This window comes from Microbacterium sp. FW305-3-2-15-F-LB2, assembly GCF_058787255.1.
The window spans coordinates 1,980,831-2,005,264 of sequence record NZ_JBYSZO010000001.1 but is presented as its reverse complement, the minus strand read 5'-3'; the positions used below and the strand labels follow the sequence as shown (position 1 = coordinate 2,005,264).

Genomic DNA, 24,434 nt, shown 5'->3' with positions numbered 1-24,434 from the left:
CGCCGGGGGAATGCCAGACGCTCTCCGTGCTTTGGACCTCGGTATGAAGGCGATCGTCTACAGCACCCCCGGTGAGTCCTCCGTCCTTTCGCTCGTCGCGCGCGAGATCCCCGAACCCGGCCCCGGCGAGGTGCGCGTGCGCATCGCGGTGTCGGGAGTGAACCCCACGGACTGGAAGGCCCGCGCCTCGGTCGGCCGCCCGCTCGTCGCCGACGAGGTCACCCCGAATCAGGACGGCGCCGGGACGGTGGATGCCATCGGCGACGGCGTCGACGGTCTCGCCGTGGGCGACCGCGTGTGGGTCTACCTCGCGGCGCACCAGCGCGCGTTCGGCACCGCGGCCGAGTACGCGGTAATTCCGGCCTCGCGCGCGGTGCCCCTCGCCGACGGGGCGTCGTTCGAGCTGGGAGCCAGTCTCGGCGTTCCCGCGATGACCGCGCACCGCGCGCTGACGGTGCACGAGTTCGGTCCCGCTCGGCTCGCGCCCGGTGCGCTGGCGGGGCGTGCGGTCCTCGTGCAGGGCGGCGCCGGTGCCGTGGGTCACGCCGCCATCCAGCTCGCCGTGTGGGCGGGAGCCACGGTGATCGCCACCGTCAGCAGCGCCGAGAAGGAGACGCTGGCACGCGCCGCGGGAGCACCGCACGTGCTGCGCTACACCGAGCCCGGCCTCGCCGATCGCATCCGCGAGATCGCGCCCGACGGGATCGATCACGTCGTCGAGGTCGCGATCGCGGAGAACGCCGGCCTCGACGTCGAGGTCATCGCCAATCACGGTTCGGTCGGGTACTACGCCGACAACGGCGGCGACGCGTTCACCGCCGCAGTGCGGGAGAGCTTCGCCAAGAACGTGCGGTGGCAGGGGCTGCTCCTGTACACCGTCGGTGACGATGCGCTCCTGGCCGCGGCCGAGGACGTGTCGGCCGCGGTGGCGGACGGCGCGCTCCCAGTGGGGGAGGAGGCGGGTCTCCCGCTGACGTGGTTCGCCTTGGACGAGACCGCCGCCGCCCACGACGCGGTCGAGAATGGCGCGACGGGAAAGGTGCTCATCCGGGTGTGACCCGGACGCTGACCGGGGGTCAGACCGTTTCGGTAGAACGTCGCGTCGCCAGGAACGCGGTCACGAGGGCCAGCGTGGCAGCCGCGATCGCGAGGGCGAGGGGACTGCCCCACCCGTGCGCGAGGGCTCCCACGACGGCGCCGCAGACGAGGGATGACCACAGGAGCAGCGGACGTTGCCACGCGTGGCGCGATCCGCCGGTCACGGCCGACGCGATGGACAGTCCGAGGCTCACGAGCGTGCCCGTGGAGTAGGTGATGGCCACGCGCGCGCGGCCGTCGGCGAGGAACAGCGTGTTGAGAGCCCCCATCGCGGCCGCGAGCAGTGCGACGCGCCACAGGGTGGAGTCGCCGTCGAGAGCGAGCGCGGCCGTGGCGGCGACGGCCGCGGTCGAGCCCCCGACGATCCACCCGCGAGGTCGGGCTCGCAGGGCGGTGATCACCCCGCCGGCTGCGACACCGGCGACGAAGGCGGCGATGATGCCCGCGGAGGCCAACGTCACCGAGGCACCCGGACCAAGCACGTCGACGGCGGCCTGCGTGGAGTTGCCGCTCATGAACGAGACGAACAGTCCGCCGGTGTCGAGGAAGCCGATGGCATCCACGTAGCCGGCGACACCGGCGAGGACGGCCGAGATCGTGAGCGCACCGCGATCGACATCCTTCACGTGACCCTCTCCTCGACGACTGTTCGGGTGTGGGTTCATCGTGGGCCGTGGGCGACCCGGGCGGCAAATCGGCGCGACGGCGTCACCGGGTGCGCGGGACGTATCGCGGTACCCACCGCACGAAGCCGACGGCCCCGGCGACGGCGACCACCCCCATGGCCGCGACGGCGACCGGGAGAGAGATCGCGGCCGTCAGCGCCGAGACGATCACCGGGGCGATCGCGCCACCGCCGTCAGTGAGCGTGCGCCACGAACCGAGGAACGCGGCCGGCTCGGTCGGCGGCGCGATATCGGCGCCCAACGTCAGCAGGATGCCGCTGGACAGGCCGTTGCCCACGCCCAGCACGGCCGCGAACATCGCGTACCACATCGATGCGCTGTCGAGCTCGTGGGTCACCGACAGCGCGAAGAATCCCGCGCCCATGAGGACCATCGCGGGAAGGGCCGCCCACAGGCGGCCGAACCGATCCATGACCTGTCCGCTCGCGTAGAAGAGGGCGAAATCGATCGCACCCGAGACGCCGACGACGACCGCGATGGTCGAGGCATCCAGACCCAAGGACACACCCCAGAGCGGCAGCACGACCTGCCGTGCCGAACGCACCGCCGACAGGGACGCGGCCGCGAGGCCGAGCCGCGACAGCACGTCGCGGTGGCGCCACATCGTCCGCAGCACGCCGGCCCGCTCCACCGCGGGGATGGAGCCTGTGACGGGCTCGCCGGTGTCTTCGGCATCCGGATCTGCCGCGGATGCCACGGCGGGTGGGGCGATCTCTCGCTCGGGGTCCGGACCGAGGAACACGAGGAGGATCGTCGCGACCTGGCACACGGCGAAGAACGCGATCGATGCGGACTCGTCGCCGAAGATGCCGAGGAGCGCCGCGGAGATGAACGGCCCCACGAACATGCCGAGCCGGAACGTCCCGCCCAGGAGCGACAGTGCTCGCGCCCGGAAGTGCAACGGCACCCGCGTCGTCATGAACGAGTGACGCGCGAGAGCGAAGGATGCCGCGCAGAAACCGATGAGGAACACCGCCGCCGCGAACACCGCCAAGGAATTCGCGAAGACGACGCCGACGAGCCCGCCCAGGATGACGATCCCGGCCACGCCCATCGTGATCCGCTCGCCGAATCGCGCGACCGCCCATCCCGCCGGAATGTTCCCGCACAGCTGGCCGACGACGAGGGCCGACGCGATCAGGGCGGCGAGGGCGACGTCGGCGCCCAGACGATTCGCGATCACGGGGATCAGCGGGATCACAGCACCCTCACCGAGAGCGAAGAGGAGGGTGGGGCCGTAGATCATGGGCGCGAAGCGCACCAGCACGTTCCGGGGAGAGTCGGCTGTCACCGACTCCACGATAGGCTTGATCGCAAATGCTCGAACTCGATTTGACCGCCGACATCCAGGCGCTGCGCTCGACCTTCGCCGATATCCAGGCCGTGGTCGACGTCGACGCACTCACCGCTGACATCGAACGCCTGAGCGAAGAGGCCGGCGCCCCCGACCTGTGGGACGACGTCGACAACGCGCAGAAGGTGACCAGTCGGCTCAGCCACCGGCAGGCAGAGCTCAAGCGCATCACCGAAATCGAGCAGCGTCTCGACGACCTCGAGGTGCTCGTGGGTCTCGCGATCGAGATGGATGACGAGGACTCGGCCGAGGAGTCCCGCAAAGAGCTCGCGTCGCTTCGCGAGGTCATCGGCCAGCTCGAGGTGCAGACGCTCCTCGACGGAGAGTACGACGCCCGCTCGGCGGTCGTCACGATCCGCTCCGGCGCGGGTGGCGACGACGCCACCGACTTCGCCGAGATGCTTCTGCGCATGTACCTGCGCTGGGCCGAGCGTCACAAGTACCCCGTGAAGGTCATGGACACCTCGTACGCCGAGGGCGCGGGCATCAAGTCCGCGACGTTCGAGATCGACGTGCCCTACGCGTACGGCACGCTGTCGGTCGAGGCCGGCACGCACCGCCTCGCGCGGATCAGCCCCTTCGGCGGTGCCGACAAGCGCCAGACGAGCTTCGCCGCCGTCGAGGTCATTCCCGTCATGGAGGAGGCCGTCGAGGTCGAGGTGCCCGAAGGTGACATCCGCGTCGACGTCTTCCGGTCCTCGGGCCCCGGCGGTCAGTCGGTCAACACCACCGACTCCGCCGTGCGCATCACGCACATCCCGACGGGCCTCGTCGTCTCGATGCAGAACGAGAAGTCGCAGATCCAGAACCGCGCCGCGGCCATGCGCGTCCTCCAGACGCGCCTACTGCTGCTCAAGCGCGAAGAGGAAGCCGCGAAGAAGAAAGAGCTTGCCGGAACCATCACGGCGAGCTGGGGCGACCAGATGCGGTCGTACTTCCTCTACGGGCAGCAGCTCGTGAAAGACCTGCGCACCGGGTACGAGGTCGGCAACCCCGCCGTCGTGTTCGACGGCGACCTCGACGGTCTGATCGCTGCCGGCATCCGCTGGCGCAAGCGCAAGGACGACGACGACTGATCAATGGATGCCGCAGCCCGCGGCATCCATAGGATCCTCCCGGTTTCGTCCCCCGGCGCGTCCTCTCGGGTTGGACAAATCGCGCGCTTAGGCTCGTCGAGCCATGATCCGGTTCGAGAACGTCACCAAGCGGTATCGCGGCACCACGAGACCAGCGTTGAACGCTGTGGATTTCGAGGTGCAGCGCGGAGAGTTCGTCTTCCTCGTCGGGGCCTCGGGCTCCGGCAAGTCGTCGTGCTTGCAGTTGATCCTCCGGGCGGAGACGCCGAGCGAGGGGAGGGTCGTCGTCCTCGGACGCGACCTGCGCACACTCTCGAATCGGAAGGTTCCGTACTTCCGGCGCCATATCGGGTCGGTGTTCCAGGACTTCCGTCTGCTGCCCAACAAGACCGTTCACCAGAACGTCGCGTTCACTCTGCAGGTCACGGGTGCCTCCCGCGGGTTCATCCAGCAGGCGGTTCCGGAAGTGCTCGCGCTGGTCGGGCTCGACGGGAAAGAGAAGCGCCTGCCGCACGAGCTCTCCGGCGGTGAGCAGCAGCGCGTGGCGATCGCCCGCGCCCTGGTGAATCGTCCCCAGGTGCTGCTGGCCGACGAGCCGACGGGAAACCTCGACCCCGGCACGTCGATCGACATCATGCAGCTGCTGGCCCGCATCAACGCCGGTGGCACCACGGTCGTGATGGCCACGCATGAGGCCGGCTTCGTCGACCAGATGCAGCGTCGCGTGATCGAGCTGAGCAACGGCGAGATGGTCCGCGATGAACGACGCGGGGGCTACGGCGACACGTCCGGACTCCCGCGACTGGCGCCCGAGGTCGAGAAGGGTGCCGCCGCGGTCGCGGCCCTCACCGCGGTGCTCGAGGTGCAACGCGAGGTCGCGCACATCACGGGTGCCGTCGAGCCATTGAACCTCGCCGACGCCGCTCGCGCGGTGGCGGAGCAGGCGGAGCGGGTCGCCGAGGACGCTTCGTCATCCGCGGCTTCGAGCGAGCCGACGACGAACACGCGCTCGGTGCCGGTGACCACGCCGGACGTCGACGCGCTGGGACTCGCCGACCGCCTCGGCCTCGCCGACAAGAACGACCGCGACGACGAAGTGGGGCCCACCTCATGAGGCTCGGTCTCATCCTCTCGGAGGCGTTCAGCGGTCTCCGCCGCAATGCCTCGATGGTCATCTCGGTGATCCTGGTCACGTTCGTGTCGCTGACCTTCGTCGGCGCGGCGATGCTCATGCAGATGCAGATCGGCAAGATGCAGTCGTACTGGGCTGATCGTGCGCAGGTGGCCGTGTTCATGTGCGCCACCGTGTCGGATGCCCCGTCCTGCACCGCGGGCACGGCGGCGACCCAGGAGCAGATCGACCAGGTCACGGCGACGCTCGACGGGCCCGCGCTCGCGCCGCTCATCCGCAACTACACCTTCTCCACGAGCGAGCAGGTGTTCGAGGATGCCAAGTCGCAGCTGCCCGAAGACATCGCCGGCGTGGTCACGGCCGAACAGTTCAACGCGACCTTCAACATCAATCTCGTCGATCAGAGCCAATCGGATGTCATCTCCGAGGCGTTCAGCAATCAGGCCGGCGTGGAAGAGGTCACCGACCAGATGCAGTATCTGGAACCGCTGTTCCAGACACTGACTGTGGCGACCTATGTCGCCGTCGGCATCGCGGGGTTGATGCTCGTCGCCGCCGTCCTGTTGATCGCCACGACGATCCGTCTGTCGGCGTTCGCCCGACGGCGCGAACTGGGGATCATGCGACTGGTGGGGGCGTCCAATCGGTTCATCCAGACCCCGTTCGTTCTGGAAGGCGTGCTGGCGGCCCTCATCGGCTCGGCACTCGCGAGCGTCGCGGTGTGGGCGATCGTCGGTGTCGGGGTGAACCAGTATCTGCGCGACCGCATCAGCTTCATCACGTCGTGGGTCGGGTTCTCTGACGTCGCGATCGTGATCCCGGTGATCATCGTGATCGGTGTGCTGTTGGCCGCCTTGAGCGCGAGCTTCGCGATACGCCGCTGGCTGCGTGCCTGATCGCGTAGACTGAGGGGCTCTGTGTGCCCGAGATCATGAGGAGGTGGCACCATGCCTCGTGAGCAGGGTGAGAAGCTCATCGCGTCGAACAAGAAGGCGCGTCACGATTACGCCATCGAGAAGACGTACGAAGCCGGTCTGGTGCTCACGGGCACCGAGGTGAAATCGCTCCGTCAGGGGCGCGCCAACCTCACCGATGGGTACGCCTACATCGACGGCGGTCAGGCCTACCTCGACGCGGTCCACATTCCCGAGTATTCGCAGGGGCACTGGACCAATCATTCGGCCAAGCGCACGCGCAAGCTCCTGCTGCACAAGGACGAGATCATCAAGCTCTCGCACGCGGTCGCGGCCGGTGGGTACACCCTCGTCCCGTTGCGGCTCTACTTCCTCGACGGTCGCGCGAAGGTCGAGATCGCGGTCGCGAAGGGCAAGCGCGAGTTCGAGAAGCGGCAGACCATCCGCGAGCGCGAAGACAAGCGCGAGGCGGAACGGGCCATGCGCACCCGGAACCGCCTCGGCGACTGAGCCTTACTCGGCGACGAAGCGTCCCTCGACGGTCGCGCTGACGACGAGCTCGGGCGGCTGCAGGCTGAACGAGGGGCTCGAGTCGGCCTTCGCGAACATCATGCGCGGGGCCGCGGCATCCGGTCGCGATTCCAGGAGGCCCGCGTCCGCGATCTCCACCGCGGTGACGGATGCCAGGCCCAGCGCCTCGGCGTACGCGGCGGCGCGCTCCACGGCGACCTGGACCGCCGACGCGGCGACCTTCCGTTCCACGCTCACACGCGTTTCACGCGCGAGGCGCCAATCGACGGCCGTGACCTGGACGTCGTCGGACTCGGCGACCTCGCCGAGCCACCAGGACAGCGCGCCCGCGTCGGTGAAGGTCGCTGACAGCTCCACGCTCGCGTGGTGCACCAGCGGCAGTTGCACGCCCTCGCTGTTCCACGGTCGGTCCGACCAGACCGAAACCCGTGCGCTCGACCACTCGGAGACCTCGCCCGAGCGCAGGTGCGCGACCAGACCGTCCTGCACGGATGCCGCCCGCTCCTGCGCGCGTTCGACCACGGGACCGCGTGCCGGCCCGTCGGTGGCCACGGTGACGCGCACCGCCGCCTCTTCGGCGCGCACGCGCCTCTCGCTCTCGCCTCGGACGGTGATGGTGACCTGGCTCATGCGGCGAGCCTATGCGAGCGTTCGGGAATGCGCTGAGTGTTGCCGCGTTGTAGACTGTGATGCTCGGGTGTCTCGGCATCCGATTGGTAAGTCAACAGTGTGACGATGGTCGCTCCTTCACGGAGTTCCCGGGGCTGATCGGTTTCGACAGCGCCTGCGAACCCGCGAGAAAGCGGGCCGAGGATGTGGGGTTATCTCGTAAACGCTCCCTGCAAAACAATAAGTGCCAATGCTAAGCGCACTGACTTCGCCCTCGCTGCCTAAGCGAGCCCGATAGTCCGTCAAGCCGTGTGTGACCCCGCCACGGATCTTGGCGTCATTTAGGGGTCTTGCTGCGTGACGGCGTCCGGACGTCACGCGGGACTTTTCCCGGACTGGGCCTGTCGACTTAGGTGTCTGTGACAAAGGTCGGGGCCGAGCAGAACGTCTGCACAGACTGCGCCCGGAGAAAACGCGGAGACCCAGCGTTGGACGGGGGTTCGATTCCCCCCAGCTCCACGAACCATCGTCACCGGAGAAACCCTCGCCCGCACTTCGCGGACGAGGGTTTTTCTATGCCGCCGCGCGCGTGTGCACGTCGCTCTCGGCCGAGGCGTCGTTGAGCTCGAGGTACAAGCGACCCTCGGTGCGCGTCAGCGTGGCGGTGTTGCGACGTTCGATCGCCGCCGCCATCCGCTCCACGAAACCGGCGTCGAACGAGTGCAGCAGTACATCCTCGGCCCGGTGGATCCGCTTGCCCGCCCACGGCGCGGCGACCTTCTCGGGGTCGCGGTGCGTGTAGATCGCGACGCGCTCGGCCTTCATGCTGCCGGTGTGGAGGCGGGCGGCATCCGGTGCTCCGACCTCGATCCACGCGACGAGCGCACCCGTCAGATCGCGGACCATCACGGCCGGTTCGTCGGTGGCCGAAACGCCCTCGCTGAACGTGATGCCCTCTTCGTACTCGAGGCAGTAGGCCAGGACGCGCGTGAGCATGTACGGGTCGGTCTCGGACGGATGCCGGGCGACGCGCAGCTGCAGCTCGTCGTACACGCCGCGATCGACGTCCGAGAGCTGCACCGTGAACGTGTGAATGGTCGCGCCGATAGCCACGACGACCGAGCCTACGCGACCGGCTTGCCCGGCGCCGCGCGGGAGACCTACCGTCGGAGCATGCCCGATCCCCGCGCGCACCGAATCGATGTCGGACCCTTTCAGCTGGAACCGGATGCCGACTCCTCGAGGTGGCGTGCCGTCGCGTCGGACGGTGAGTCGGTGCCCTCCGCCGGGTGGAGCGACTGGGTCGCACTGGCGCAGCGCGTGCTGCAGACCGACGCGCTCTGGCGCGAGCGCGAAGCGCGGGGCGACGCGTGGGACCAGGGGCACGCGGCATCCGGTGCTCTCGACGCGGAGAATCCCTACCGCTGAGACGGGGGCCAGTCGATCAGCACGAGGCTCTGCTTCGTGTCGGCGACGGTCACCCATCCGTCGCCGAAGAGGTACGTGATGCCGTAGCCGTCGGCGCCGCGTCCGGCGAGCCAGTCCGGGTTCTCGGTCACGTACACCTGGCCGTTGCTGCCCTCCTCGCGCTTCCATCCCGAAGAGAGGAGGTCGGTTTCGGCCTTGTCGGCGGCGGTGCCGTCGATGGGCGCCCATCCGAACATCTGCACGCTCGAGGCGGTCGCCGAACCATCGCTCCACTTGCACAGGATGCCTCCGGGCACCTCGGTCGCGCCGACCCGGAAGGGCTCCTGCTGCGGCTTCCATCCGATGCTGGTGAAGTCCGCCGCGGTCGACGAGAGGATGATCGTCTCGCATGTGGGGTCGGCGCTGGCATCCGTGTCGTCGCTCGGCGAGGGCTCGGCGGTCGCTGCGGGGGCGGCATCCGTCGGCGCCGCGGAGGGTGCCGCCTGCGGTGCGGTGTTCGGGGCGCACGCGGTGAGCGCGATGGCGGTCAGGAGCGCGGCGGACGCGGCGGCGAGGATGCGTCGTGTCACGGCGTGTCCTCCTCGTGAAGAAGGGCGAGGAACGCGTCGTGGAGCACGCCGTTCGTCGCGAGCGACGACTCCGCGTCGAGGCGGTCAGAACCGTCGAACGCCGAGAAGGCACCACCGGCTTCGCGGACGATCGGTGCGATGGCCGCGATGTCGTACTCCTTCACGCCGAACTCGGCCACCAGCTCGAGGCGCCCTTCCGCCAGCCACATGTAGGGGAGGGCGTCGCCGTATCCGCGGTCACGCCACACGGCGCGCGCGAGACGCTCGAGGGTCGGGACGAGGTCGACGTCGTCCCACTGCTCGATGCTCTGGAAGCTGATGCTCGCGTGCGCGATGTCGTCGACGCCGGAGACATGGATGCGACGGGGCTCGCCGTCCTGGCCGTTCGTCCATGCGCCCTGTCCTGTTGCGGCCCACCAGCGCCGGGCGAGCGCGGGCTGGCTGACGACGCCGACCTGTGGTACGCCGTCGACGGTGAGGGCGATGAGCGTCGCCCAGACCGGGATGCCGCGCATGTAGTTGTGCGTCCCGTCGATCGGGTCGATCACCCACCGGCGTGCGGTGTCGCCCGAGGTGCCGTATTCCTCGCCCAGGATCGCGTCGTCGGGGCGCTCGGCATCCAGAATCACCCGGATCGCCCGCTCGGTGGCCAGGTCTGCCTCGGTGACGTGGGTGCGGTCGGGCTTCGTGTCGATTTGCAGGTCGGAGGCGTCGAAGCGTGCCATCGCGACAGCGTCTGCCGCATCGGCGAGTCGGAGCGCGAGCGCGAGGTCATCGCTCAACGACTCAGGCGCGGCGGACGAGAGCGGCTCATCGATGGGAGACACCCGTCCAGGATAGACGGCGAGCCTGGGCCGATTTGGTCAGCTCCTGTCACGCCTGGTAACGTAATCCCTCGGTTCGGAACGCTGTTTTCGGGCCAACGGAACGCACCTCTAGCTCAATCGGCAGAGCAACTGACTCTTAATCAGTGGGTTCTGGGTTCGAGTCCCAGGGGGTGCACCACAAGGAAGGCCCGGTCACTGTGTAAAAGCAGTGACTGGGCCTTCCGCCGATTTCGGGCCGAGCAACGCTGGGCGGTCCGGCGTCTCGAGCGGCGTGAGGTGCGTTTAGTCAGCGTTTGCCGTGCCGAACGAAGGAACCGTCCGGCAATCCGCTTCACGCTCGGTGATCGGCGCGTTTGTGTCCTATTCACGGTGCGGTCCGACGATCCAGAATGGGCCCGCAGAGCAGCCCGCTGGAATCTCTGCTTCTAGCTCGCTCGGATCGCCAATCTCGTTGCCGGCGAACGTGATGGTGTCGCCGACTCGATACTGATCCTCGCCGAACGTGAGAGTTTCCCCGTCCCAAGTAGCCTGATCGGACGGGAAGACAGGGACCCTCGAGTTGTCCAGGCGCACGCATCCATCTATCTCCGCGAGCACTCCGCGAGCTTCCCCAGCGCCGCTGCCCCAATCTCGCGAACGCTCGTAAGTGGCGATCTCGGCCTGGCTTGCGAGGTTCTTGTCGGGCGCATGGGTTGGATCTAGGTCGCTCGCGAGCGAGCATGATGTGAGTACGGCGGCGATTGTCACGAATGGTGCTGCGGCGAGGATCTTTCTCATCACTGGCACCCTGGCGGGTCGATGCACGACGCGATCAGGATGGATGCAGATAACGCTGCACCCAACATCAAGACTGTCTTGCTGATCCGCATCAGATAGTCGCCCCCCGCTCTTATGCCATGTTCCCCCAGGGTCATTCTCTCAGGGGGATATGTCAGCTCAATATGGCGCGACGAGCGGCCTCCGCCGTGCTGCCGGCTATCTCGGTGGGCGTATTGCATCATTCGATGGGTCGTAGGTTCGAGCCGCAGGGGTTGCCCTTGTCGCCGCCCGCCGCACATCGGCCCGGCGTTTCGCAAGGGTGTTTCTTCCCCGCCGTTGTCCGGCTCCACTGTGGCGATGAGTTCCGACACCACGAATCACTTCACCTCGAAGGGTGGGGCTCCCGCACCCGAACACCCGGCCAAGCCCGACTCGCCCGACGACCTCGACAAGCGCTCCTGGAAGTACGTCCTGCGCAAGACTCTGCGCGAGTTCCGGTCCGACGGGTGCATCGATATGGCGGCGGCCCTGACCTACTTCTCGGTCCTGTCGGTCTTTCCGGCGCTCATCGCACTCTTCTCGTTGCTCGGTGTCTTCGGGCAGGGCACGGCAGCTGCCGACGCCATTCTCGGGATCATCGAGCAGGCGGCCCCTGGCGAGACGGCGGACACCATCCGCGGGCCGATCGAGCAGATCGCCTCTTCGCCCGCGGCGGGCTTCGCGCTGATCACCGGGATCGTGCTCGCCGTGTGGTCGGCATCCGGGTACGTCAGCGCCTTCAGCCGTGCGATGAACCGCATCTACGAGATCAACGAAGGTCGACCGTTCTGGAAGCTCAAGCCGATGCAGCTGTTGGTCACGGTGATCGGCATCGTGCTGCTGTTCATTGCGGCGACGATCCTCGTGGTGTCGGGTCCGGTCGCCACCGCCGTCGGTGATGCCCTCGGCGTTGGCGACATCGCCCAGACGCTGTGGTCCATCCTCAAGTGGCCGGTCCTGGCCGTCATCGTCGTGCTGATGGTGGCGATCCTGTACTACGCGACCCCGAACGCGAAGCAGCCGAAGTTCCGCTGGATCAGCATCGGCGCGCTCACCGCCATCATCGTGCTCGCCCTTGCCACCTTCGTCTTCGGTCTCTACGTCGGCAACTTCTCGAACTACGACCGCACGTACGGATCGCTCGCGGGCATCGTCATCTTCTTGTTGTGGCTCTGGATCGCGAACCTCGCGCTCCTGTTTGGCGCCGAGTTCGACGCCGAGATGGAGCGCGCGCGGCAGCTCGAGGCCGGTATCGCCGCCGAGGCGGACATCCAGCTGCCGCCGCGGGACGATCGCACCATCAAGAAGGCGGACGCGAAGGAGACGGCGGATGTCGCCGAGGGTCGGCGCATTCGCGAGGATCACGACCCCGAGAAGTGAGCGACGCGCCGGTGAGACCCGGACGCTGCGCGTTGACCCTCGCGTCCGCGGGGTCAGCGCGGGAGGATGGCGGCATGGCAGACGACGAGATGTGGGACGTCACCGACGTCCAGGGAACGCCCACCGGAACCCTCCACCGACGGGGTGACGGGCCTGTGCCCGCCGGGTCGTTCCACATCGTGGCATCCGTATGCGTGGTGGCATCCACGGGTCGGGTGCTGGTGAGTCGACGCGCCGAAGGCAAGGACTACCCGCTGGCGTGGGAGTTTCCCGCCGGGAGCGCGCTGCGCGGGGAATCGAGTCGTCGGGGCGCCATCCGAGAGCTCGACGAAGAGGTCGGCATTTCCGTCCTTCCGGACGATCTCGTGCTCGTGGGACGCGTCGTCGAGGAACGCGCGCTCTTTGACCTGTGGACCGTGCATGTCGAGGGCGAGCCGGATGTCGTGGTCGACCCCGACGAGGTGCTCGAGGCTGAGTGGGTCACGCTCGACGAGGTGCGTCGGCGGTGGCAGGCGGGTGCGTTCGCCACGCCGTGGAACGCCCGGTTCGTGCAGCTGTGGGAAGAGCTCGAGGTCGCGGTCCGAGGCGAGCGGTGACCGACCGCACGCACGCGGTTTCGGTCCCGGGAGGGACGCTTCATCTGGGGGAGTGGCATCCGGATGCCGGGGGCCTGCCGTGGCTGCTCGTGCACGGCGTCACGGCGTCGCACCTCGCATGGTCGTGGGTGGCTCGCGAAGCGGCCGATGTGCGGCTGGTGGCCCCCGACCTGCGCGGCCGGGGCCGCAGTGCGGACGTCGAGGGGCCGGTGGGGATGGCGAGGCACGCCGACGACCTCGCGCTCGTCCTGGATGCCACCGGCATCGACCGGGCGGTCGTCGTCGGGCACTCAATGGGCGCTTTCGTCTCGGCGGTGTTCGCGGATCGGCATCCGGATCGCGTCGACCGCGTGATTCTGGTCGACGGCGGACTGCCGCTGGACCTGCCCGAGGGGATGCCGCCCCGCGAAGCGGTTCGGCACGTGCTCGGACCGACCGCGGCGCGCCTGGACATGCGATTCGCCGACCGCGCGGCGTATCGCGACTTCTGGCGGGAGCACCCGGCGTTCACCGGACGGGAAGACCCCCTGCTCGACACCTACTTCTCGTACGACCTCATCGGCGAGGAGCCGAAGCTCCGCCCGGCGACGACGTTCGCGACCGTCGAGGCCGACTCGATCGATCAGAACACCGGCGTCGACATCGCCCGCGCTCTCGAACGGATGCCGCGACCCACGATGCTGCTCGCCGCCGAGCGCGGCCTCCGCGGCGAGGTGCCACCGCTCTATCCCGACCTCACCGTCGTGCGCGAAGCCTTCCCCTCACTGAAGGATGTCCGCCGAGTACCCGACACCGACCATTACTCGATCGTGATGTCCGACGCGGGCGCACGCGCCGTCGTGAACGCCGCCCGCACGCCGAGCTGACGGCGCCGAGCCTTCGCGACCGGGATGGTTCGTGCCGGCGCCGGTTAGGCTGGGCGGATCTGGCTCCGTAGCGGTGAGGATTCGTGGATGGCGAGAGAGCGCTCCGATCCCGAGCATCTCGTCGACGTCCTCATCGAGATCTGGAAGGGCGTCGACCGAGAAGGTCGCCCGATGCCCTCCGAGCCGCAGTTGGCCGCGCAGACCGGAGCCAGCCGCACCTCGGTCCGCGAGGCACTGATCCGGCTCGAGGAGCGCGGATACATCTACCGGTCGCACGGTGCGCGCACGGTAATCCACTCGCATCTTTTCCAGCTGGGGACGCGCGTCGATCAGCAACGTGACCACCTGGATGCCATTGCACGTGCCGGATACGAACCGTCCGTCCGCGTCCTGTCCGCCGCCTACGACGTCGTCGAGCGCTCACCCCACGGTCCGGAGCAGTTCCACGACCTGCCGATCGGCACGCGCGTGCTGCGCACACGGAAGGTGTGGAGCGCGGACGGGCACCCTTACGTGATGGCCGACGACGTCATCCCGGTCACCGACGGACGTTCCACCGCGGAGTGGCAGCCGGATCTCGATCCGTCGATGCCCGTGTTCGACCTGGCCGAGCGCCTCAACGGCGTGGCCGTGGCGTGGGAGACGGTGTGGTTGGGCTCCGCGATGCTCGCCGGTGACGAGCGCGAGGCCCTGAGTCTGGAAGCATCCGCGTCCGCTCTCGTCCTCACCTACTGCGGTCTCGGCCCCGCTCGCGAGGTGGCGTATTGGTGCCGTGAGGTGCAGACGCCGGCACCGGCGCATCTGCGCAACGTCCTGGTGCGGCGCGTCACCCGCGGCTGAGCCCGCGGCCGTCTACCCGGCGCCCCGGCCCGCGCGCGTGCGGGCCGATCTGCGTTTTCCGGCCGCGCATTTCGCGCGCGTTCCACGTTCGTAAACTTGTCTGAGAACTATCGCCAACTTGTCCTACAAGTGGAACACTCGGTCTCGACCGCAGACGCGGCTCGCACAGCCGAACGCGACATCGATCCTCGGCGCCTACCCGAAAGGCTCTCCCGTGATTCCAGGTTCCGCGCACCGCCTTCCCCGCCCGCTTCTCGCTCTCACCGCTCTCGCCGTCGCGGGGGCCGCGCTGTCGGGCTGCGCCTCCGGCGCCGCTCCCGCCGCAAGCGCCCCGGCCATCCCGCTCGCGGATGAGGCCAGCATCTTGACCGACGTGTGTCCCGCGACCGTCGTCGTGCAGGCGACGTGGGAGCCGGAGGTCGACCACGGCCCGTTCTACGGACTCGTCGGACCCGATGCCGTGATCGACACCAACAAGAAGAGCGTCACGGGCACGCTCGTCGATGGCGGCAAGAGCACCGGTGTCCAGATCGAGGTGCGCTCCGGCGGCTCCGCGATCGGCTACCAGCCCGTGATCTCGCAGATGTACCAGGACACCTCGATCACCCTCGGTAGCATCCCGACCGAAGACCGCGTGGCCGGCGCCGTCGACCAGCCGGCGATCGGTGTGTTCGCCACCCGGCAGCAGAGCCCCCAGATCATCATGTGGGACCCCGAGACCCACCCGGACTGGACGTCGATCGCGGACATCGGCAAGACGGATGCGACGGTCGTCGTCCCCAAGGGAGGCCTCTATGCTCAGGCGCTCGTGGCGAAGGGCGTCCTGAAGCACTCCCAGCTGTCCGACTCGTACGACGGCAGCCCGGCGCGGTTCGTCAGCGACCCGAGCATCGCCCAGAACGGCTTCGCCACGTCTGAGCCCTACATCTACGAGCACGAGATCGCCCAGTGGGACAAGCCCGTGGAGTTCCAGCTGGTGAAGGATGCCGGATACGACGTGTATCCGGATGCCCTCTCGGTCCGTGCGGCCGACCTCGAGGAGCTCTCGCCGTGCCTCACCAAGCTCGTGCCGATCCTGCAGCGCTCGACTCTGGCATACCTCGCCGACCCGGCACCGACCAACGCCCTCATCGTGAAACTGACGGAGGAGTACGACACGGGCTGGGTGTACTCGGCCGGTGTCGCCGAGGCGGGCGCGGATGTTCTCAAGGACATGCACCTCATGGCCGGGACCGACCCGTCCGTTCCCATCGGGGCCTTTGCGCCCGGCCGCGCGGAGAGCAGCTTCGAGCAGATCACGTCGCTCCTCGGCGCCACGGGTGTCACGATCAAGCCCGGGCTCACGGCGGATGACATCTTCGACAGCGAGTTCATCGACACCTCGATCACCAGCGAGTGAGGTCGAGCGGCGGTGAGGGGGCCCTTCCCCCTCACCGTCGCCGTCAGACTCCCCGCACCGTCTACGAGAGAGCAGACCGACGAATGTCGACCGTGACGCCCGTTCCCCTCATCCTCGATATGGACGTCGGCATCGACGATTCGATGGCGCTGCTGTACCTCGTCGGTTCGGGGCGCGCCGAGATCGTCGCCGTGGGAACGGTGCACGGCAACACCTCCGCGGTCCAGGCGGCGCGCAACGCCCGCCAGCTCCTCCACGTGATGGGGCTGGGGGCGGTTCCGGTGGCGCGTGGTGAGACGGGACCTTGGAAGCAGGACGTCCACTATGCCGCCGAGGTCCACGGTGACGACGGCATCGGTGGGATGGCATCCATCGACGAACCGCCCGGCAGGATCGTCGACGAGTCCGCCGCGGAACAGATCGTGCGGCTCGCGCGGGAGCGTCCGGGAGAGCTCGTGCTGTTGGCGACGGGGCCCCTGTCGAACGTCGGTCGGGCTTTCGAGCTCGAACCGCATCTGGACACCCTCCTGCGCGCGATCGTCGTGATGGGTGGAGCGGTCGCGGTCCCCGGAAACATGACGCCGCACGCGGAGGCCAACATCCGCCACGATCCCGAGGCCGCTGAACGCGTCTTCTGTGCTGCACGGAACCTCATCCTCGTGCCGCTGGACATCACGATGTCGTGCCGCACCACCGACGTCGAGATGCGACGCATCAACGGTGCGCCGTCCTCGCCGTCGACCGACCTGGTGCGGGCGATGCTCCCGCAGTATCTCGACTTCAACGCCCGCGACCTGGGCGTCGTCGGGTTCCCGTTGCACGACCCGACCGCCGCCGTGCTGGCCCTCGACCCGCTCGCCGCCGACTACCTCGAGGCTGCCGTCCAGGTCGAGGTGGAGGGAACCCTCACCCGCGGAATGACCTGTGTCGACCGGCGACCCGCCCCCGTGGCATCCGCCCGCCCGACGGTACGCATCGCGATGCAGCCTCGCCGCTCGCTCGTCGAAGAGTTCGTCCGAACCGCCTTCGAGCACCCGGCCGGGGCAGGATGAGCCCGCTCACCCGTGTCATCGGCGGTTTCAGCCTGGATGCCGTGCGCTTCGCCGATGGCTCCTTCGAGGTCGACCGACCCGGCGGAAACGCCTTCTGGGCGGCGATGGGTGTCGTCCTCGCCGCAGGAGCGGCTGCGGTTCACACCGTGGTGGGCGCGGACTATCCCGCGGGCGCCCTCGAGCGTCTGCGGGACTGCGGTGTCCGGATCGACGGCATCCGACGGCGATCCGACGTCCCGAGTCTCCGCGTGAGCTTCTCGTACGATGCCGACGAGTCCCGGTCGCACCCGGCCGACCCTCGAGCGCTCGAGGATCTGCCGCCCGGCGAGCGCGATCGATTCCTCGACAACACCGGTCAGCCGGAAATCCTGCACGCGACGCTGCCGTCGGTGGGGGATCTCTCATCGCTATCGGCGGAAGCCTGGTACCTGGGCCTGCTGCCCACCTCCCGCCTGCGGGAGAGCGTGGACGCCGCCCGCGGCAACGGATACCTCCTGCTGGACTGCCCGGACCGGAGCGAGCTGGCGCGCGCCGGCAGCGCCGCGCTCATGGACGTCCTCCCGTCGGTCGACGTCTTCCTCCCCAGCACATCGGATGCCGCCGTGTTCCTGCCGGACGTCGAGGAGCGCGACCTGCCGTCGATGTTTCATGACTGGGGTGCGGAAACGGTCGTGCTGAAGTGCGGGTCGCGTGGCGCCGTCGTCTCGACCCGCGAGGGACGATGGCGAGTGCCGGTGTTCCGGGATCCGGATGCCTTCGACCCGACGGGGGCCGGAGACGTGTTCGGCGGCGCGTGCGCCTCCGCGATGGCCGAAACGGGCGACCTGCTCTCCGCCGTCGTCGCCGGCGCCGCCGCGGCATCGTTCGCCACCGCCGCGCGCACGCCCTTGGACCTGGCGCACATCGCGCCGGATGACGTCGACGTGCGCCGCCGATTCATCGCGGCCGGAGTGGAGGAAACATGAGGAGACGCGTCATCGGCGTCATCGGAAGCGCGGGGGACACCGCGCCGGGAAGCGTGGTCGACATCCTCGACGTCGCGGCACGCGTCGGCGCGGCCGTCGCGCGCGCCGGGGCAGTGCTCGTCAGCGGCGGAACGACGGGAGTCATGGCCGCAGCGTCGCGCGGCACGCGGGAGGCCGATGGGCTGACCATCGGGTTCCTGCCCGAGGCGGACCGTTCGCGCGCGAGCGCGTTCGTCGACATCGCGTTCCCGACGGGCATGGGCACGATCCGCAACCTGCTCACGCCGCGGGTCTGCGACGCCGTGGTCATGATCGGCGGGGGAGCGGGCACGCTGAACGAGCTCACCATCGCCTACGACTTCGGCACCCCCGTGGTCGCCGTCGCCGGGACCGGGGGCTGGGCCGATCGCATCCGTTCAGTCCTCCTCGAGGAGCGTTGGCTCGACGAGCGGCGGACGGTCGCCGTGAGCTTCGGGCCGACGCCCGAGGATGCCGTCGCCGAGGCTTTACGCCGCGCGGACGAGCCGCGCCGCTTCACGAGCCTCGCCGTGCATTCGGGGCCCGCCGCCGACTGACGCGGGCCGACGCCCGGGCGCCGCGTTCGCTCAATGGCGGCTCAGGCCGCGTCGCCCACCAGAACGGCAGCGCCCTCGTCGGCCGCGGTCGGGTGTGCGGCGTCGATGTGCGCGAGCGCGCGGCGGCCGAACAGCACGCAGGCGGCGGCGATCACGACGGAGACCGTGGCCATGATGTACGGCACACCGGCACCTGCGGCGTGCCACAGGAACGCGGCGAGCGGCGGAGCGACGGCGCCGCCGAGGAAGCGGACCGCCGAGTACGCCGATGATGCGACCGAGCGCGGCAGGTCGGTCGCCTCCATCACGGCCTCGGTGAGCGCGGTGTTGACGACGCCGAGCACAAGACCGCCGACGATGATGCAGGTGACGAGCCCCGCGGGCGACCCGACCACGAAAGCGGCGACCAGCAGGTCGACCGCGAGCAGCGGCAGCGCGAGAAGCAGGACCGAGGTCAGCCGCATCCGGCGCAACAGGAGGGGAGCGACCCACACGCTGGTGATCGCGAGAGCGACGCCCCAGCCGAAGAACGTCAGACCGATGCCCATCGCGCCGAAGCCCAGCGGGAACGGCGAGAACGCCAGCAGTGTGAAGAACCCGATGTTGTAGAACAGCGCGGTCGCGGCCAGGATCGCCAGCGCCGGGCGTCCCAGCGCCTTGAATGGCGCACTGAACGGGATCGGCGTGCGGGCGGGGGAGGGTCCGCGCAGCAGCACCGCCACCGCGACGAACGCGATCGCCATGAGCACGACGACGCCGAAGAAGGGTCCGCGCCAGCTCGCCTCGCCCAGGATGCCGCCGAGCAGCGGTCCCACCGCGATGCCGAGGCCCAAGGCCGCTTCGTACAGCACGATCGCCGCGGAGCTGCCGCCCGATGCCGCGCCGACGATGGTTGCGAGCGCGGTCGAGATGAACAGCGCATTGCCGAGGCCCCAGCCCGCGCGGAAGCCGATGACGGCGTCGACGCTGCCGCTGAGAGCGCAGAACAGCGCGAAGACCACGATCAGGGAGAGCCCGACGAGGAGCGTCGCCTTCGCGCCGATGCGGCTCGAGATCCAGCTCGTGACGAGCATCGCGAGGCCGGTGACCACGAGGTAGCTCGTGAAGAGGAGCTCGGTCTCGACCGGGCTGGCCTGAAGCGACTCCGCGATCGCGGGAAGGATCGGATCGACCAGGCCGATGCCCATGAAGGCCACGACGCAGGCGAACGCGACGGCCCAGACCTGGGCGGGCTGTTTCCAGATGCTCGGTGCCGCGCTCATCGGGCGAGCTCCGGCTGGGGGCGGACTCGGGCACCGAGCGCGTCAGCGCTCACACGGACGGCATCCCACTCGGCATCCGTCAGGTGGGCGACGTGCGGGGTGAGGGCGGCGCTCAGCACCTCCAACCACCGGTCGAGCTCTCGCAGTCCCTCGTCGGTGGCGGACACGACGCTCACGCGCGAGTCGTCCGGGTGGATGCCACGGGCCACGAGGCCGGCATCCTCCATCTGGTGCACGAGCCGGGTCATTCCGGGCTGTGAGACGCGGCTGAGGGTGGCGAGGTCGCCGAGGCGCTGAGGTCCGTGGTCACGCAGCAGCGTGAGCGTGCGCCATTGGGCAGCGGGGGCGTCGTTCTTGGTGTCGATGGCCGCGGTACGCGTCAGGGCGTGCACCGCGAGGATCAGTCTCTGGAGATCATCGTCGCGGGTCATTCCCCCGAGTATACCCCTGTTATATAACGTAGGTATGCATCAGCGACCGGCGATGCGGGTCGACAGCTGATGTGCGTGGGCCAGCAGGATGCGACCGAGGTCCGCCAACCGGTCGCCGGCGAAGCGGAACTCGACCCCCGTGAGGCTGAGCGCCCACTGCGGTTCACCGGTGCGCGTGAACACCGCGGCGCCGAGGCCCCAGCTGCCCTCGACGATGAGCCCGGGATTAACCGCGTAGCCGCGCGCCTTCGTGTCCGCCACGCGGGTGCGCAGGCGAGCGGGGGAGTGGCTCGTCCCCCATTGCTGAGCGAGGTCGTCGTGCCGTTCGAGATAGGCATCCACCTCATCCGGTGGGAGGAAGGCCAGGATCGCCAGACCCGCGGATGCCACCCCCAGGGGAAAACGCACTCCCTCCGACAGCACGAATGAGCGGATCGGAAAGCTGCCGTCCTCGCGGACGAGGCACACCGTCTCGTCGCCGCGACGCACGGAGAGGAATGCGCTCTCCTCGGTGCGGACCGCCAGCGAGCGCACGATGTCGCGAGCGAGCGTCGTGACATCGAACCGGGATGCCGCGATCGTCCCCATCAGGTACAGCTCCGGTCCGGGCAGCCACCGACCGCTCGCCTCATCGCGATCCACGAGGCCTTCCTGCCGCAATGCGGACAGGAGTCGGTGCGCGGTGGGTCGGGTGAGGTCGGCCTGTCGCGCGAGATCCCCGACTGATGCCCCCTCGGTGCCCGCGGCCGTCACCAGGCGAAGCAGGTGGGCGGCTCGGGCGATGGCCTGGGTGCCGGGGACGGTGCTGCGCGAGGGGCGGGTCGGCGATGTGTCCACGATGTGGACGCTACGCGGGCGGGCATCCACATCGCAAGAAGCAAGGGGAGCCGCCGGCCGGTGCCGGGCGCAGGATGAGATCACCGATCCCTGCACGAAGGAGTCCGCGTGATCGACAAGACCTGGCCCTCGGCGAGCGATGCTGTCGCCGACATCCCCGACGGAGCGTCCCTCGCGGTCGGCGGCTTCGGCCTCTCCGGAAACCCCATCGCCCTCATCGAGGCCCTGCTCGCACAGGGCACACGCGACCTCTCTGTTGTCTCGAACAACTGCGGCGTGGACGATTGGGGGCTCGGCATCCTGCTCGGCGCGGGTCGGATCCGCAAGATGACGTCGTCCTACGTGGGGGAGAACAAGGAGTTCGAGCGGCAGTTCCTCTCCGGCGAGCTCGAGCTCGAGCTCACACCGCAGGGAACCCTCGCCGAGAAGCTGCGTGCCGGTGGGTCGGGCATCGCGGCGTTCTACACGCAGACGGGCGTCGGAACGCAGGTCGCCGAGGGCGGTCTGCCGCAGCGCTACGACGGCTCGGGCGGTGTTGCCGTGGCATCCCCCGCCAAGGACGTCCGAACGTTCGACGTGGACGGCCGGCCGCGCGAGTTCGTGCTCGAGGAGGCGATCACGACCGACTTCTCCCTCGTCCATGCGTGGAAGGGCGATCGCCACGGCAACCTCGTCTTCCGCAAGGCCGCGCGCAGCTTCAACCCGCTCGCCGCGATGGCCGGCCGGGTGTGCATCGCGCAGGTCGAGCACCTCGTCGAGCCCGGCGAGATCGATCCCGACGACGTGCATCTCCCCGGCGTCTTCGTCCACCGCCTCGTCGAGGTCGGTCCCGACATCGAGAAGCGCATCGAAAAGCGCACCGTCACCGAAGGAGCCCGCTGACATGGCCCTCACCCGCATCGAGATGGCTGCTCGCGCGGCCCGCGAACTCGCCGACGGCTCGTACGTCAACCTCGGCATCGGTCTCCCGACCCTCGTGCCCAACCATGTGCCCGACGGCGTCACCGTCGTGCTGCAGTCCGAGAACGGCATCCTGGGTGTCGGGCCCTATCCGACGGAGCATGCCGTCGACGCCGACCTCATCAACGCCGGCAAGGAGACCGTGACGACCCTGCCGGGCGCGGCGTTCTTCGACTCGGCGACGAGCTTCGGCATGATCCGCGGCGGCAAGATCGACGCCGCGATCCTCGGCGCCATGCAGGTATCCGCCTCCGGTGATCTGGCGAACTGGATGATCCCGGGCAAGATGGTCAAGGGACCCGGCGGTGCCATGGACCTCGTGCACGGAGCCGCCCGCGTCATCGTCCTGATGGAGCACGTCGCGCGCGACGGTTCACCAAAGATCGTCAATGCCTGTTCGCTGCCGCTCACGGGCCGCGGGGTCGTCGACCGGATCATCACCGACCTCGCCGTGATCGATGTCACTTCCGACGGACTCGTTCTCGTCGAGGTCGCCCCGGGCGTCTCGGTCGACGACGTCATCGCCGCGACCGAACCTCCGCTCACCGTCCGCATCCCCGAGGAGCAGATCGCATGACCTCCGCCACCGACGTCGTCATCGTCGCCGCCGCCCGCACGCCCCAGGGGCGCCTCAAGGGACAGCTCGCGCCGCTCACCGCGGTGCAGCTCGGCGCGGCTGCCATCTCGGGCGCCCTCGAGCGCGGCGGCATTTCCGCCGAGACCGTGGATGCCGTGCTGGTGGGCCAGGTGCTGCAGGCCGGTGCGGGACAGAACGCCGCACGCCAGGCGGCGATCGCGGCGGGCATCGGCTGGGACGTGCACGCAGCGACCATCAACAAGGTGTGCCTCTCCGGACTCACGGCCATCATCGACGCGTCGCGCATGCTGCGACTCGGCGACGCGACGGTCGTGGTGGCGGCCGGCATGGAGTCGATGACCCGCGCACCGCACCTCCTCATGAACTCGCGCGAGGGCTACGCCTACGGCTCGATCGAGGTGCTCGACCACATGGCGCACGACGGCCTCACTGACGCGTACGACCGCGAGAGCATGGGCGCGTCGACGGAGCGCGCGAACGAACGGTACGAGGTAACGCGCGAGACGCAGGATGCCGTCGCCGCCCGATCCCACCAGCGTGCGGCGGCGGCACAGGAGGCAGGGGTCTTCGAGGCCGAGATCGTCCCGGTGGCGATCCCGCAACGCAAGGGCGACCCCGTGGTCGTCGTCGCCGACGAAGGCATCCGTCCCGAGACGACGACGGAGATCCTCGGAAAGCTGCGTCCGGCCTTCGCCGAGGGAGGGACGATCACCGCGGGGAACGCCTCGCCGATCTCCGACGGGGCGTCGGCTGTCGTCCTCACGACCCGGGCCGTCGCGGACGAGCACGGCTGGGACGTTCTCGCGGTCGTCGGCGCCTCGGGTCAGGTCGCCGGGCCGGACAACTCGCTGCACGCTCAGCCGGCGCACGCGATCGCCCGCGCTCTCGAGAAGCAGGGGATCTCGGTGTCCGACCTCGACCACGTCGAGATCAACGAGGCGTTCGGTGCCGTGGTCGCCCGGTCGCAGACCGAGCTCGGGCTCTCGGACGACGTGGTCAACCCGCACGGCGGCGGCATCGCGATCGGCCACCCCATCGGAGCCTCCGGCAACAGACTCGTCGTCCACGCCGTTCACGAACTCGTCCGCCGAGGGAGCGGTACGGCAGCTGTCGCCCTGTGCGGCGGGGGCGGCCAGGGCGACGCGCTGATCCTCACGCGCTGAGCGGATGCCGGGCCCCGGGGTTCGGCATCCCCTCCCGTGTCAGCGGGACAGGCGCTTCTTGAGGAGCTTCTGCTGCTTGCGCGCGACCGGGGAGTCTCCGGCGACGTTACGACCACGGCGCGCGCGCCGGGTGTCGACGACGGCGCCGACCGCGAGGGCGAGGGTGATGCCCCAGCTCAGCCAGGCCAGGGCCGTGCGCCACGTGAAGGGCTCGTCGTTGCGCAGTCCGCGCAGCAGCGTGATACCGCCGGTGATGGCGCTGAGGAGACCGGTTCCGAAGATGTACTGGCGCATGCCCCCAACCTAGCGAGCCGCACCGGCCACGTCGCGCCGCCTTGACATCCCCCTGCCCCGCCGCCCCCGCCTCGATAAGCGCTCTCCGTTCCGAGACATGCTGTGTCGCACCGTGTCTCATCAGAATGGGCGTTTATCGCATTCCGGCGCCCCCGCGGCACGCGTTCACCCCACTGTTAGCCTGGGGTGAAGCT

Annotated in this window: 28 protein-coding genes, 1 tRNA gene and 1 other RNA gene; 19 read left to right on the top strand and 11 right to left on the bottom strand. The window is 69.0% G+C overall.

Annotation, left to right across the window (positions count from 1 at the left end; genetic code table 11):
• The first annotated feature begins 43 nt into the window (after window positions 1-43).
• A complete protein-coding gene (locus AC3WLZ_RS09775) occupies window positions 44-1,057 on the top strand; it encodes an NADPH:quinone reductase (RefSeq protein ID WP_492470964.1) in 1,014 nt (337 codons plus the stop codon).
• A gap of 19 nt (window positions 1,058-1,076) precedes the next feature.
• On the opposite strand, the gene AC3WLZ_RS09770 is transcribed toward AC3WLZ_RS09775, so the two are convergent.
• Together AC3WLZ_RS09770 and AC3WLZ_RS09765 are read right to left on the bottom strand one after the other, a co-directional pair.
• Entirely contained in the window at window positions 1,077-1,724 is a 648-nt protein-coding gene (locus AC3WLZ_RS09770) for a DUF1275 family protein (RefSeq protein WP_492469890.1), read from the bottom strand.
• An 82-nt stretch (window positions 1,725-1,806) separates the two neighbouring features.
• Window positions 1,807-3,030, bottom strand: coding sequence for an MFS transporter (locus AC3WLZ_RS09765; protein ID WP_492470963.1), 1,224 nt, complete (start codon window positions 3,028-3,030; stop codon window positions 1,807-1,809).
• Window positions 3,031-3,101: 71 nt separating this feature from the next.
• On the opposite strand from AC3WLZ_RS09765, the gene prfB reads away from it, so the two are divergent.
• The 4 genes from prfB to smpB all read left to right on the top strand — a co-directional run bounded on the left by prfB (window position 3,102) and on the right by smpB (window position 6,770).
• Window positions 3,102-4,214, top strand: coding sequence for a peptide chain release factor 2 (gene prfB / locus AC3WLZ_RS09760; RefSeq protein ID WP_412924777.1), 1,113 nt, complete (start codon window positions 3,102-3,104; stop codon window positions 4,212-4,214).
• A gap of 103 nt (window positions 4,215-4,317) precedes the next feature.
• On the top strand, window positions 4,318-5,328 hold the full coding sequence (gene ftsE, locus AC3WLZ_RS09755) for a cell division ATP-binding protein FtsE (protein ID WP_492469889.1): 1,011 nt from the start codon (window positions 4,318-4,320) through the stop codon (window positions 5,326-5,328).
• Window positions 5,325-6,242, top strand: a complete 918-nt coding sequence (gene ftsX / locus AC3WLZ_RS09750; RefSeq protein ID WP_412924775.1) for a permease-like cell division protein FtsX — start codon at window positions 5,325-5,327, stop codon at window positions 6,240-6,242. Before ftsE ends, ftsX begins: the two co-directional genes overlap by 4 nt.
• 51 nt (window positions 6,243-6,293) lie before the next feature.
• On the top strand, window positions 6,294-6,770 hold the full coding sequence (gene smpB / locus AC3WLZ_RS09745; RefSeq protein WP_412924774.1) for an SsrA-binding protein SmpB: 477 nt from the start codon (window positions 6,294-6,296) through the stop codon (window positions 6,768-6,770).
• A gap of 3 nt (window positions 6,771-6,773) precedes the next feature.
• Here the strand turns inward: smpB and AC3WLZ_RS09740 are convergent, their stop codons facing one another.
• On the bottom strand, window positions 6,774-7,421 hold the full coding sequence (locus tag AC3WLZ_RS09740) for an SIMPL domain-containing protein (RefSeq protein ID WP_492469888.1): 648 nt from the start codon (window positions 7,419-7,421) through the stop codon (window positions 6,774-6,776).
• Window positions 7,422-7,551: 130 nt separating this feature from the next.
• Here AC3WLZ_RS09740 and ssrA point away from each other — a divergent pair.
• Window positions 7,552-7,922, top strand: a transfer-messenger RNA (tmRNA) gene (ssrA, locus tag AC3WLZ_RS09735).
• A gap of 51 nt (window positions 7,923-7,973) precedes the next feature.
• Here ssrA and AC3WLZ_RS09730 read toward each other — a convergent pair.
• Window positions 7,974-8,513, bottom strand: coding sequence for a YaeQ family protein (locus AC3WLZ_RS09730; protein ID WP_492469887.1), 540 nt, complete (start codon window positions 8,511-8,513; stop codon window positions 7,974-7,976).
• A 60-nt stretch (window positions 8,514-8,573) separates the two neighbouring features.
• Here AC3WLZ_RS09730 and AC3WLZ_RS09725 point away from each other — a divergent pair, with 60 nt between their 5' ends.
• Entirely contained in the window at window positions 8,574-8,828 is a 255-nt protein-coding gene (locus tag AC3WLZ_RS09725) for a hypothetical protein (protein ID WP_492469886.1), read from the top strand.
• On the opposite strand, the gene AC3WLZ_RS09720 is transcribed toward AC3WLZ_RS09725, so the two are convergent.
• A complete protein-coding gene (locus tag AC3WLZ_RS09720; protein WP_492469885.1) occupies window positions 8,819-9,397 on the bottom strand; it encodes a hypothetical protein in 579 nt (192 codons plus the stop codon). The two genes, AC3WLZ_RS09725 and AC3WLZ_RS09720, sit on opposite strands and share 10 nt — an antisense overlap.
• On the bottom strand, window positions 9,394-10,224 hold the full coding sequence (locus AC3WLZ_RS09715; RefSeq protein ID WP_492469884.1) for an inositol monophosphatase family protein: 831 nt from the start codon (window positions 10,222-10,224) through the stop codon (window positions 9,394-9,396). The genes AC3WLZ_RS09720 and AC3WLZ_RS09715 overlap by 4 nt, the downstream gene beginning before the upstream one ends.
• Before the next feature lie 102 nt (window positions 10,225-10,326).
• Here AC3WLZ_RS09715 and AC3WLZ_RS09710 point away from each other — a divergent pair.
• Window positions 10,327-10,402 (top strand) — tRNA-Lys (locus AC3WLZ_RS09710).
• Between the two features lie 182 nt (window positions 10,403-10,584).
• Here the strand turns inward: AC3WLZ_RS09710 and AC3WLZ_RS09705 are convergent.
• On the bottom strand, window positions 10,585-11,001 hold the full coding sequence (locus tag AC3WLZ_RS09705) for a hypothetical protein (protein ID WP_492469883.1): 417 nt from the start codon (window positions 10,999-11,001) through the stop codon (window positions 10,585-10,587).
• Window positions 11,002-11,340: 339 nt separating this feature from the next.
• Here AC3WLZ_RS09705 and AC3WLZ_RS09700 point away from each other — a divergent pair, with 339 nt between their 5' ends.
• From AC3WLZ_RS09700 to AC3WLZ_RS09665, 8 genes are all read left to right on the top strand, one after another.
• Entirely contained in the window at window positions 11,341-12,402 is a 1,062-nt protein-coding gene (locus AC3WLZ_RS09700) for a YihY/virulence factor BrkB family protein (protein ID WP_492469882.1), read from the top strand.
• A 74-nt stretch (window positions 12,403-12,476) separates the two neighbouring features.
• A complete protein-coding gene (locus AC3WLZ_RS09695) occupies window positions 12,477-12,998 on the top strand; it encodes an NUDIX hydrolase (RefSeq protein WP_412924767.1) in 522 nt (173 codons plus the stop codon).
• A complete protein-coding gene (locus tag AC3WLZ_RS09690; protein WP_492469881.1) occupies window positions 12,995-13,864 on the top strand; it encodes an alpha/beta fold hydrolase in 870 nt (289 codons plus the stop codon). Before AC3WLZ_RS09695 ends, AC3WLZ_RS09690 begins: the two co-directional genes overlap by 4 nt.
• Window positions 13,865-13,951: 87 nt before the next feature.
• Complete coding sequence (locus AC3WLZ_RS09685) at window positions 13,952-14,704, top strand: GntR family transcriptional regulator (RefSeq protein ID WP_492469880.1); 753 nt, start codon at window positions 13,952-13,954, stop codon at window positions 14,702-14,704.
• Window positions 14,705-14,918: 214 nt separating this feature from the next.
• Window positions 14,919-16,103 (top strand): hypothetical protein, encoded by a 1,185-nt coding sequence (locus AC3WLZ_RS09680; protein WP_492469879.1) that lies wholly within the window; start codon window positions 14,919-14,921, stop codon window positions 16,101-16,103.
• Window positions 16,104-16,195: 92 nt separating this feature from the next.
• Entirely contained in the window at window positions 16,196-17,155 is a 960-nt protein-coding gene (locus AC3WLZ_RS09675; RefSeq protein WP_492469878.1) for a nucleoside hydrolase, read from the top strand.
• Window positions 17,152-18,120, top strand: coding sequence for a carbohydrate kinase family protein (locus tag AC3WLZ_RS09670; protein WP_492469877.1), 969 nt, complete (start codon window positions 17,152-17,154; stop codon window positions 18,118-18,120). Before AC3WLZ_RS09675 ends, AC3WLZ_RS09670 begins: the two co-directional genes overlap by 4 nt.
• Entirely contained in the window at window positions 18,117-18,695 is a 579-nt protein-coding gene (locus AC3WLZ_RS09665; protein ID WP_492469876.1) for a TIGR00725 family protein, read from the top strand. Before AC3WLZ_RS09670 ends, AC3WLZ_RS09665 begins: the two co-directional genes overlap by 4 nt.
• Window positions 18,696-18,736: 41 nt before the next feature.
• On the opposite strand, the gene AC3WLZ_RS09660 is transcribed toward AC3WLZ_RS09665, so the two are convergent.
• From AC3WLZ_RS09660 to AC3WLZ_RS09650, 3 genes are read right to left on the bottom strand one after another with little or no spacing between them, the layout of a single operon-like run.
• On the bottom strand, window positions 18,737-19,957 hold the full coding sequence (locus AC3WLZ_RS09660) for an MFS transporter (RefSeq protein ID WP_492469875.1): 1,221 nt from the start codon (window positions 19,955-19,957) through the stop codon (window positions 18,737-18,739).
• Window positions 19,954-20,388 (bottom strand): MarR family winged helix-turn-helix transcriptional regulator, encoded by a 435-nt coding sequence (locus AC3WLZ_RS09655; RefSeq protein WP_412924759.1) that lies wholly within the window; start codon window positions 20,386-20,388, stop codon window positions 19,954-19,956. Before AC3WLZ_RS09655 ends, AC3WLZ_RS09660 begins: the two co-directional genes overlap by 4 nt.
• Before the next feature lie 39 nt (window positions 20,389-20,427).
• On the bottom strand, window positions 20,428-21,225 hold the full coding sequence (locus AC3WLZ_RS09650; RefSeq protein WP_492469874.1) for an IclR family transcriptional regulator: 798 nt from the start codon (window positions 21,223-21,225) through the stop codon (window positions 20,428-20,430).
• 108 nt (window positions 21,226-21,333) lie between these two features.
• Here AC3WLZ_RS09650 and AC3WLZ_RS09645 point away from each other — a divergent pair, with 108 nt between their 5' ends.
• Genes AC3WLZ_RS09645 through AC3WLZ_RS09635 form a run of 3 tightly spaced genes read left to right on the top strand, consistent with a single transcriptional unit; the run spans window position 21,334 to window position 23,946 of the window.
• Window positions 21,334-22,107: a CoA transferase subunit A gene (locus tag AC3WLZ_RS09645; RefSeq protein WP_492469873.1), complete on the top strand. Its 774-nt coding sequence runs from the start codon at window positions 21,334-21,336 to the stop codon at window positions 22,105-22,107.
• Window position 22,108: 1 nt separating this feature from the next.
• Window positions 22,109-22,762, top strand: coding sequence for a 3-oxoacid CoA-transferase subunit B (locus tag AC3WLZ_RS09640; protein WP_492469872.1), 654 nt, complete (start codon window positions 22,109-22,111; stop codon window positions 22,760-22,762).
• The gene (locus AC3WLZ_RS09635; RefSeq protein WP_492469871.1) at window positions 22,759-23,946 is read left to right on the top strand and encodes an acetyl-CoA C-acetyltransferase; all 1,188 of its coding nucleotides are present in this window, start codon (window positions 22,759-22,761) and stop codon (window positions 23,944-23,946) included. The genes AC3WLZ_RS09640 and AC3WLZ_RS09635 overlap by 4 nt, the downstream gene beginning before the upstream one ends.
• A gap of 39 nt (window positions 23,947-23,985) precedes the next feature.
• On the opposite strand, the gene AC3WLZ_RS09630 is transcribed toward AC3WLZ_RS09635, so the two are convergent.
• A complete protein-coding gene (locus AC3WLZ_RS09630; protein ID WP_412924754.1) occupies window positions 23,986-24,240 on the bottom strand; it encodes a cytochrome c-type biogenesis protein in 255 nt (84 codons plus the stop codon).
• Window positions 24,241-24,434: the final 194 nt, after the last annotated feature.

Excerpts from the sequence above, each read along its gene's own strand:
- AC3WLZ_RS09695 (WP_412924767.1), top strand. The coding sequence starts at position 12,477 with ATGGCAGACGACGAGATGTGGGACGTCACCGACGTCCAGGGAACGCCC.
- AC3WLZ_RS09740 (WP_492469888.1), bottom strand. The coding sequence starts at position 7,421 with ATGAGCCAGGTCACCATCACCGTCCGAGGCGAGAGCGAGAGGCGCGTG.
- AC3WLZ_RS09655 (WP_412924759.1), bottom strand. The coding sequence starts at position 20,388 with ATGACCCGCGACGATGATCTCCAGAGACTGATCCTCGCGGTGCACGCC.
- AC3WLZ_RS09685 (WP_492469880.1), top strand. The coding sequence starts at position 13,952 with ATGGCGAGAGAGCGCTCCGATCCCGAGCATCTCGTCGACGTCCTCATC.
- AC3WLZ_RS09665 (WP_492469876.1), top strand. The coding sequence starts at position 18,117 with ATGAGGAGACGCGTCATCGGCGTCATCGGAAGCGCGGGGGACACCGCG.
- smpB (WP_412924774.1), top strand. The coding sequence starts at position 6,294 with ATGCCTCGTGAGCAGGGTGAGAAGCTCATCGCGTCGAACAAGAAGGCG.
- ftsE (WP_492469889.1), top strand. The coding sequence starts at position 4,318 with ATGATCCGGTTCGAGAACGTCACCAAGCGGTATCGCGGCACCACGAGA.
- AC3WLZ_RS09640 (WP_492469872.1), top strand. The coding sequence starts at position 22,109 with ATGGCCCTCACCCGCATCGAGATGGCTGCTCGCGCGGCCCGCGAACTC.
- AC3WLZ_RS09660 (WP_492469875.1), bottom strand. The coding sequence starts at position 19,957 with ATGAGCGCGGCACCGAGCATCTGGAAACAGCCCGCCCAGGTCTGGGCC.
- AC3WLZ_RS09725 (WP_492469886.1), top strand. The coding sequence starts at position 8,574 with ATGCCCGATCCCCGCGCGCACCGAATCGATGTCGGACCCTTTCAGCTG.
- AC3WLZ_RS09630 (WP_412924754.1), bottom strand. The coding sequence starts at position 24,240 with ATGCGCCAGTACATCTTCGGAACCGGTCTCCTCAGCGCCATCACCGGC.
- AC3WLZ_RS09705 (WP_492469883.1), bottom strand. The coding sequence starts at position 11,001 with ATGAGAAAGATCCTCGCCGCAGCACCATTCGTGACAATCGCCGCCGTA.
- prfB (WP_412924777.1), top strand. The coding sequence starts at position 3,102 with ATGCTCGAACTCGATTTGACCGCCGACATCCAGGCGCTGCGCTCGACC.
- AC3WLZ_RS09765 (WP_492470963.1), bottom strand. The coding sequence starts at position 3,030 with ATGATCTACGGCCCCACCCTCCTCTTCGCTCTCGGTGAGGGTGCTGTG.
- AC3WLZ_RS09700 (WP_492469882.1), top strand. The coding sequence starts at position 11,341 with ATGAGTTCCGACACCACGAATCACTTCACCTCGAAGGGTGGGGCTCCC.
- AC3WLZ_RS09670 (WP_492469877.1), top strand. The coding sequence starts at position 17,152 with ATGAGCCCGCTCACCCGTGTCATCGGCGGTTTCAGCCTGGATGCCGTG.
- AC3WLZ_RS09635 (WP_492469871.1), top strand. The coding sequence starts at position 22,759 with ATGACCTCCGCCACCGACGTCGTCATCGTCGCCGCCGCCCGCACGCCC.
- AC3WLZ_RS09775 (WP_492470964.1), top strand. The coding sequence starts at position 44 with ATGAAGGCGATCGTCTACAGCACCCCCGGTGAGTCCTCCGTCCTTTCG.
- ftsX (WP_412924775.1), top strand. The coding sequence starts at position 5,325 with ATGAGGCTCGGTCTCATCCTCTCGGAGGCGTTCAGCGGTCTCCGCCGC.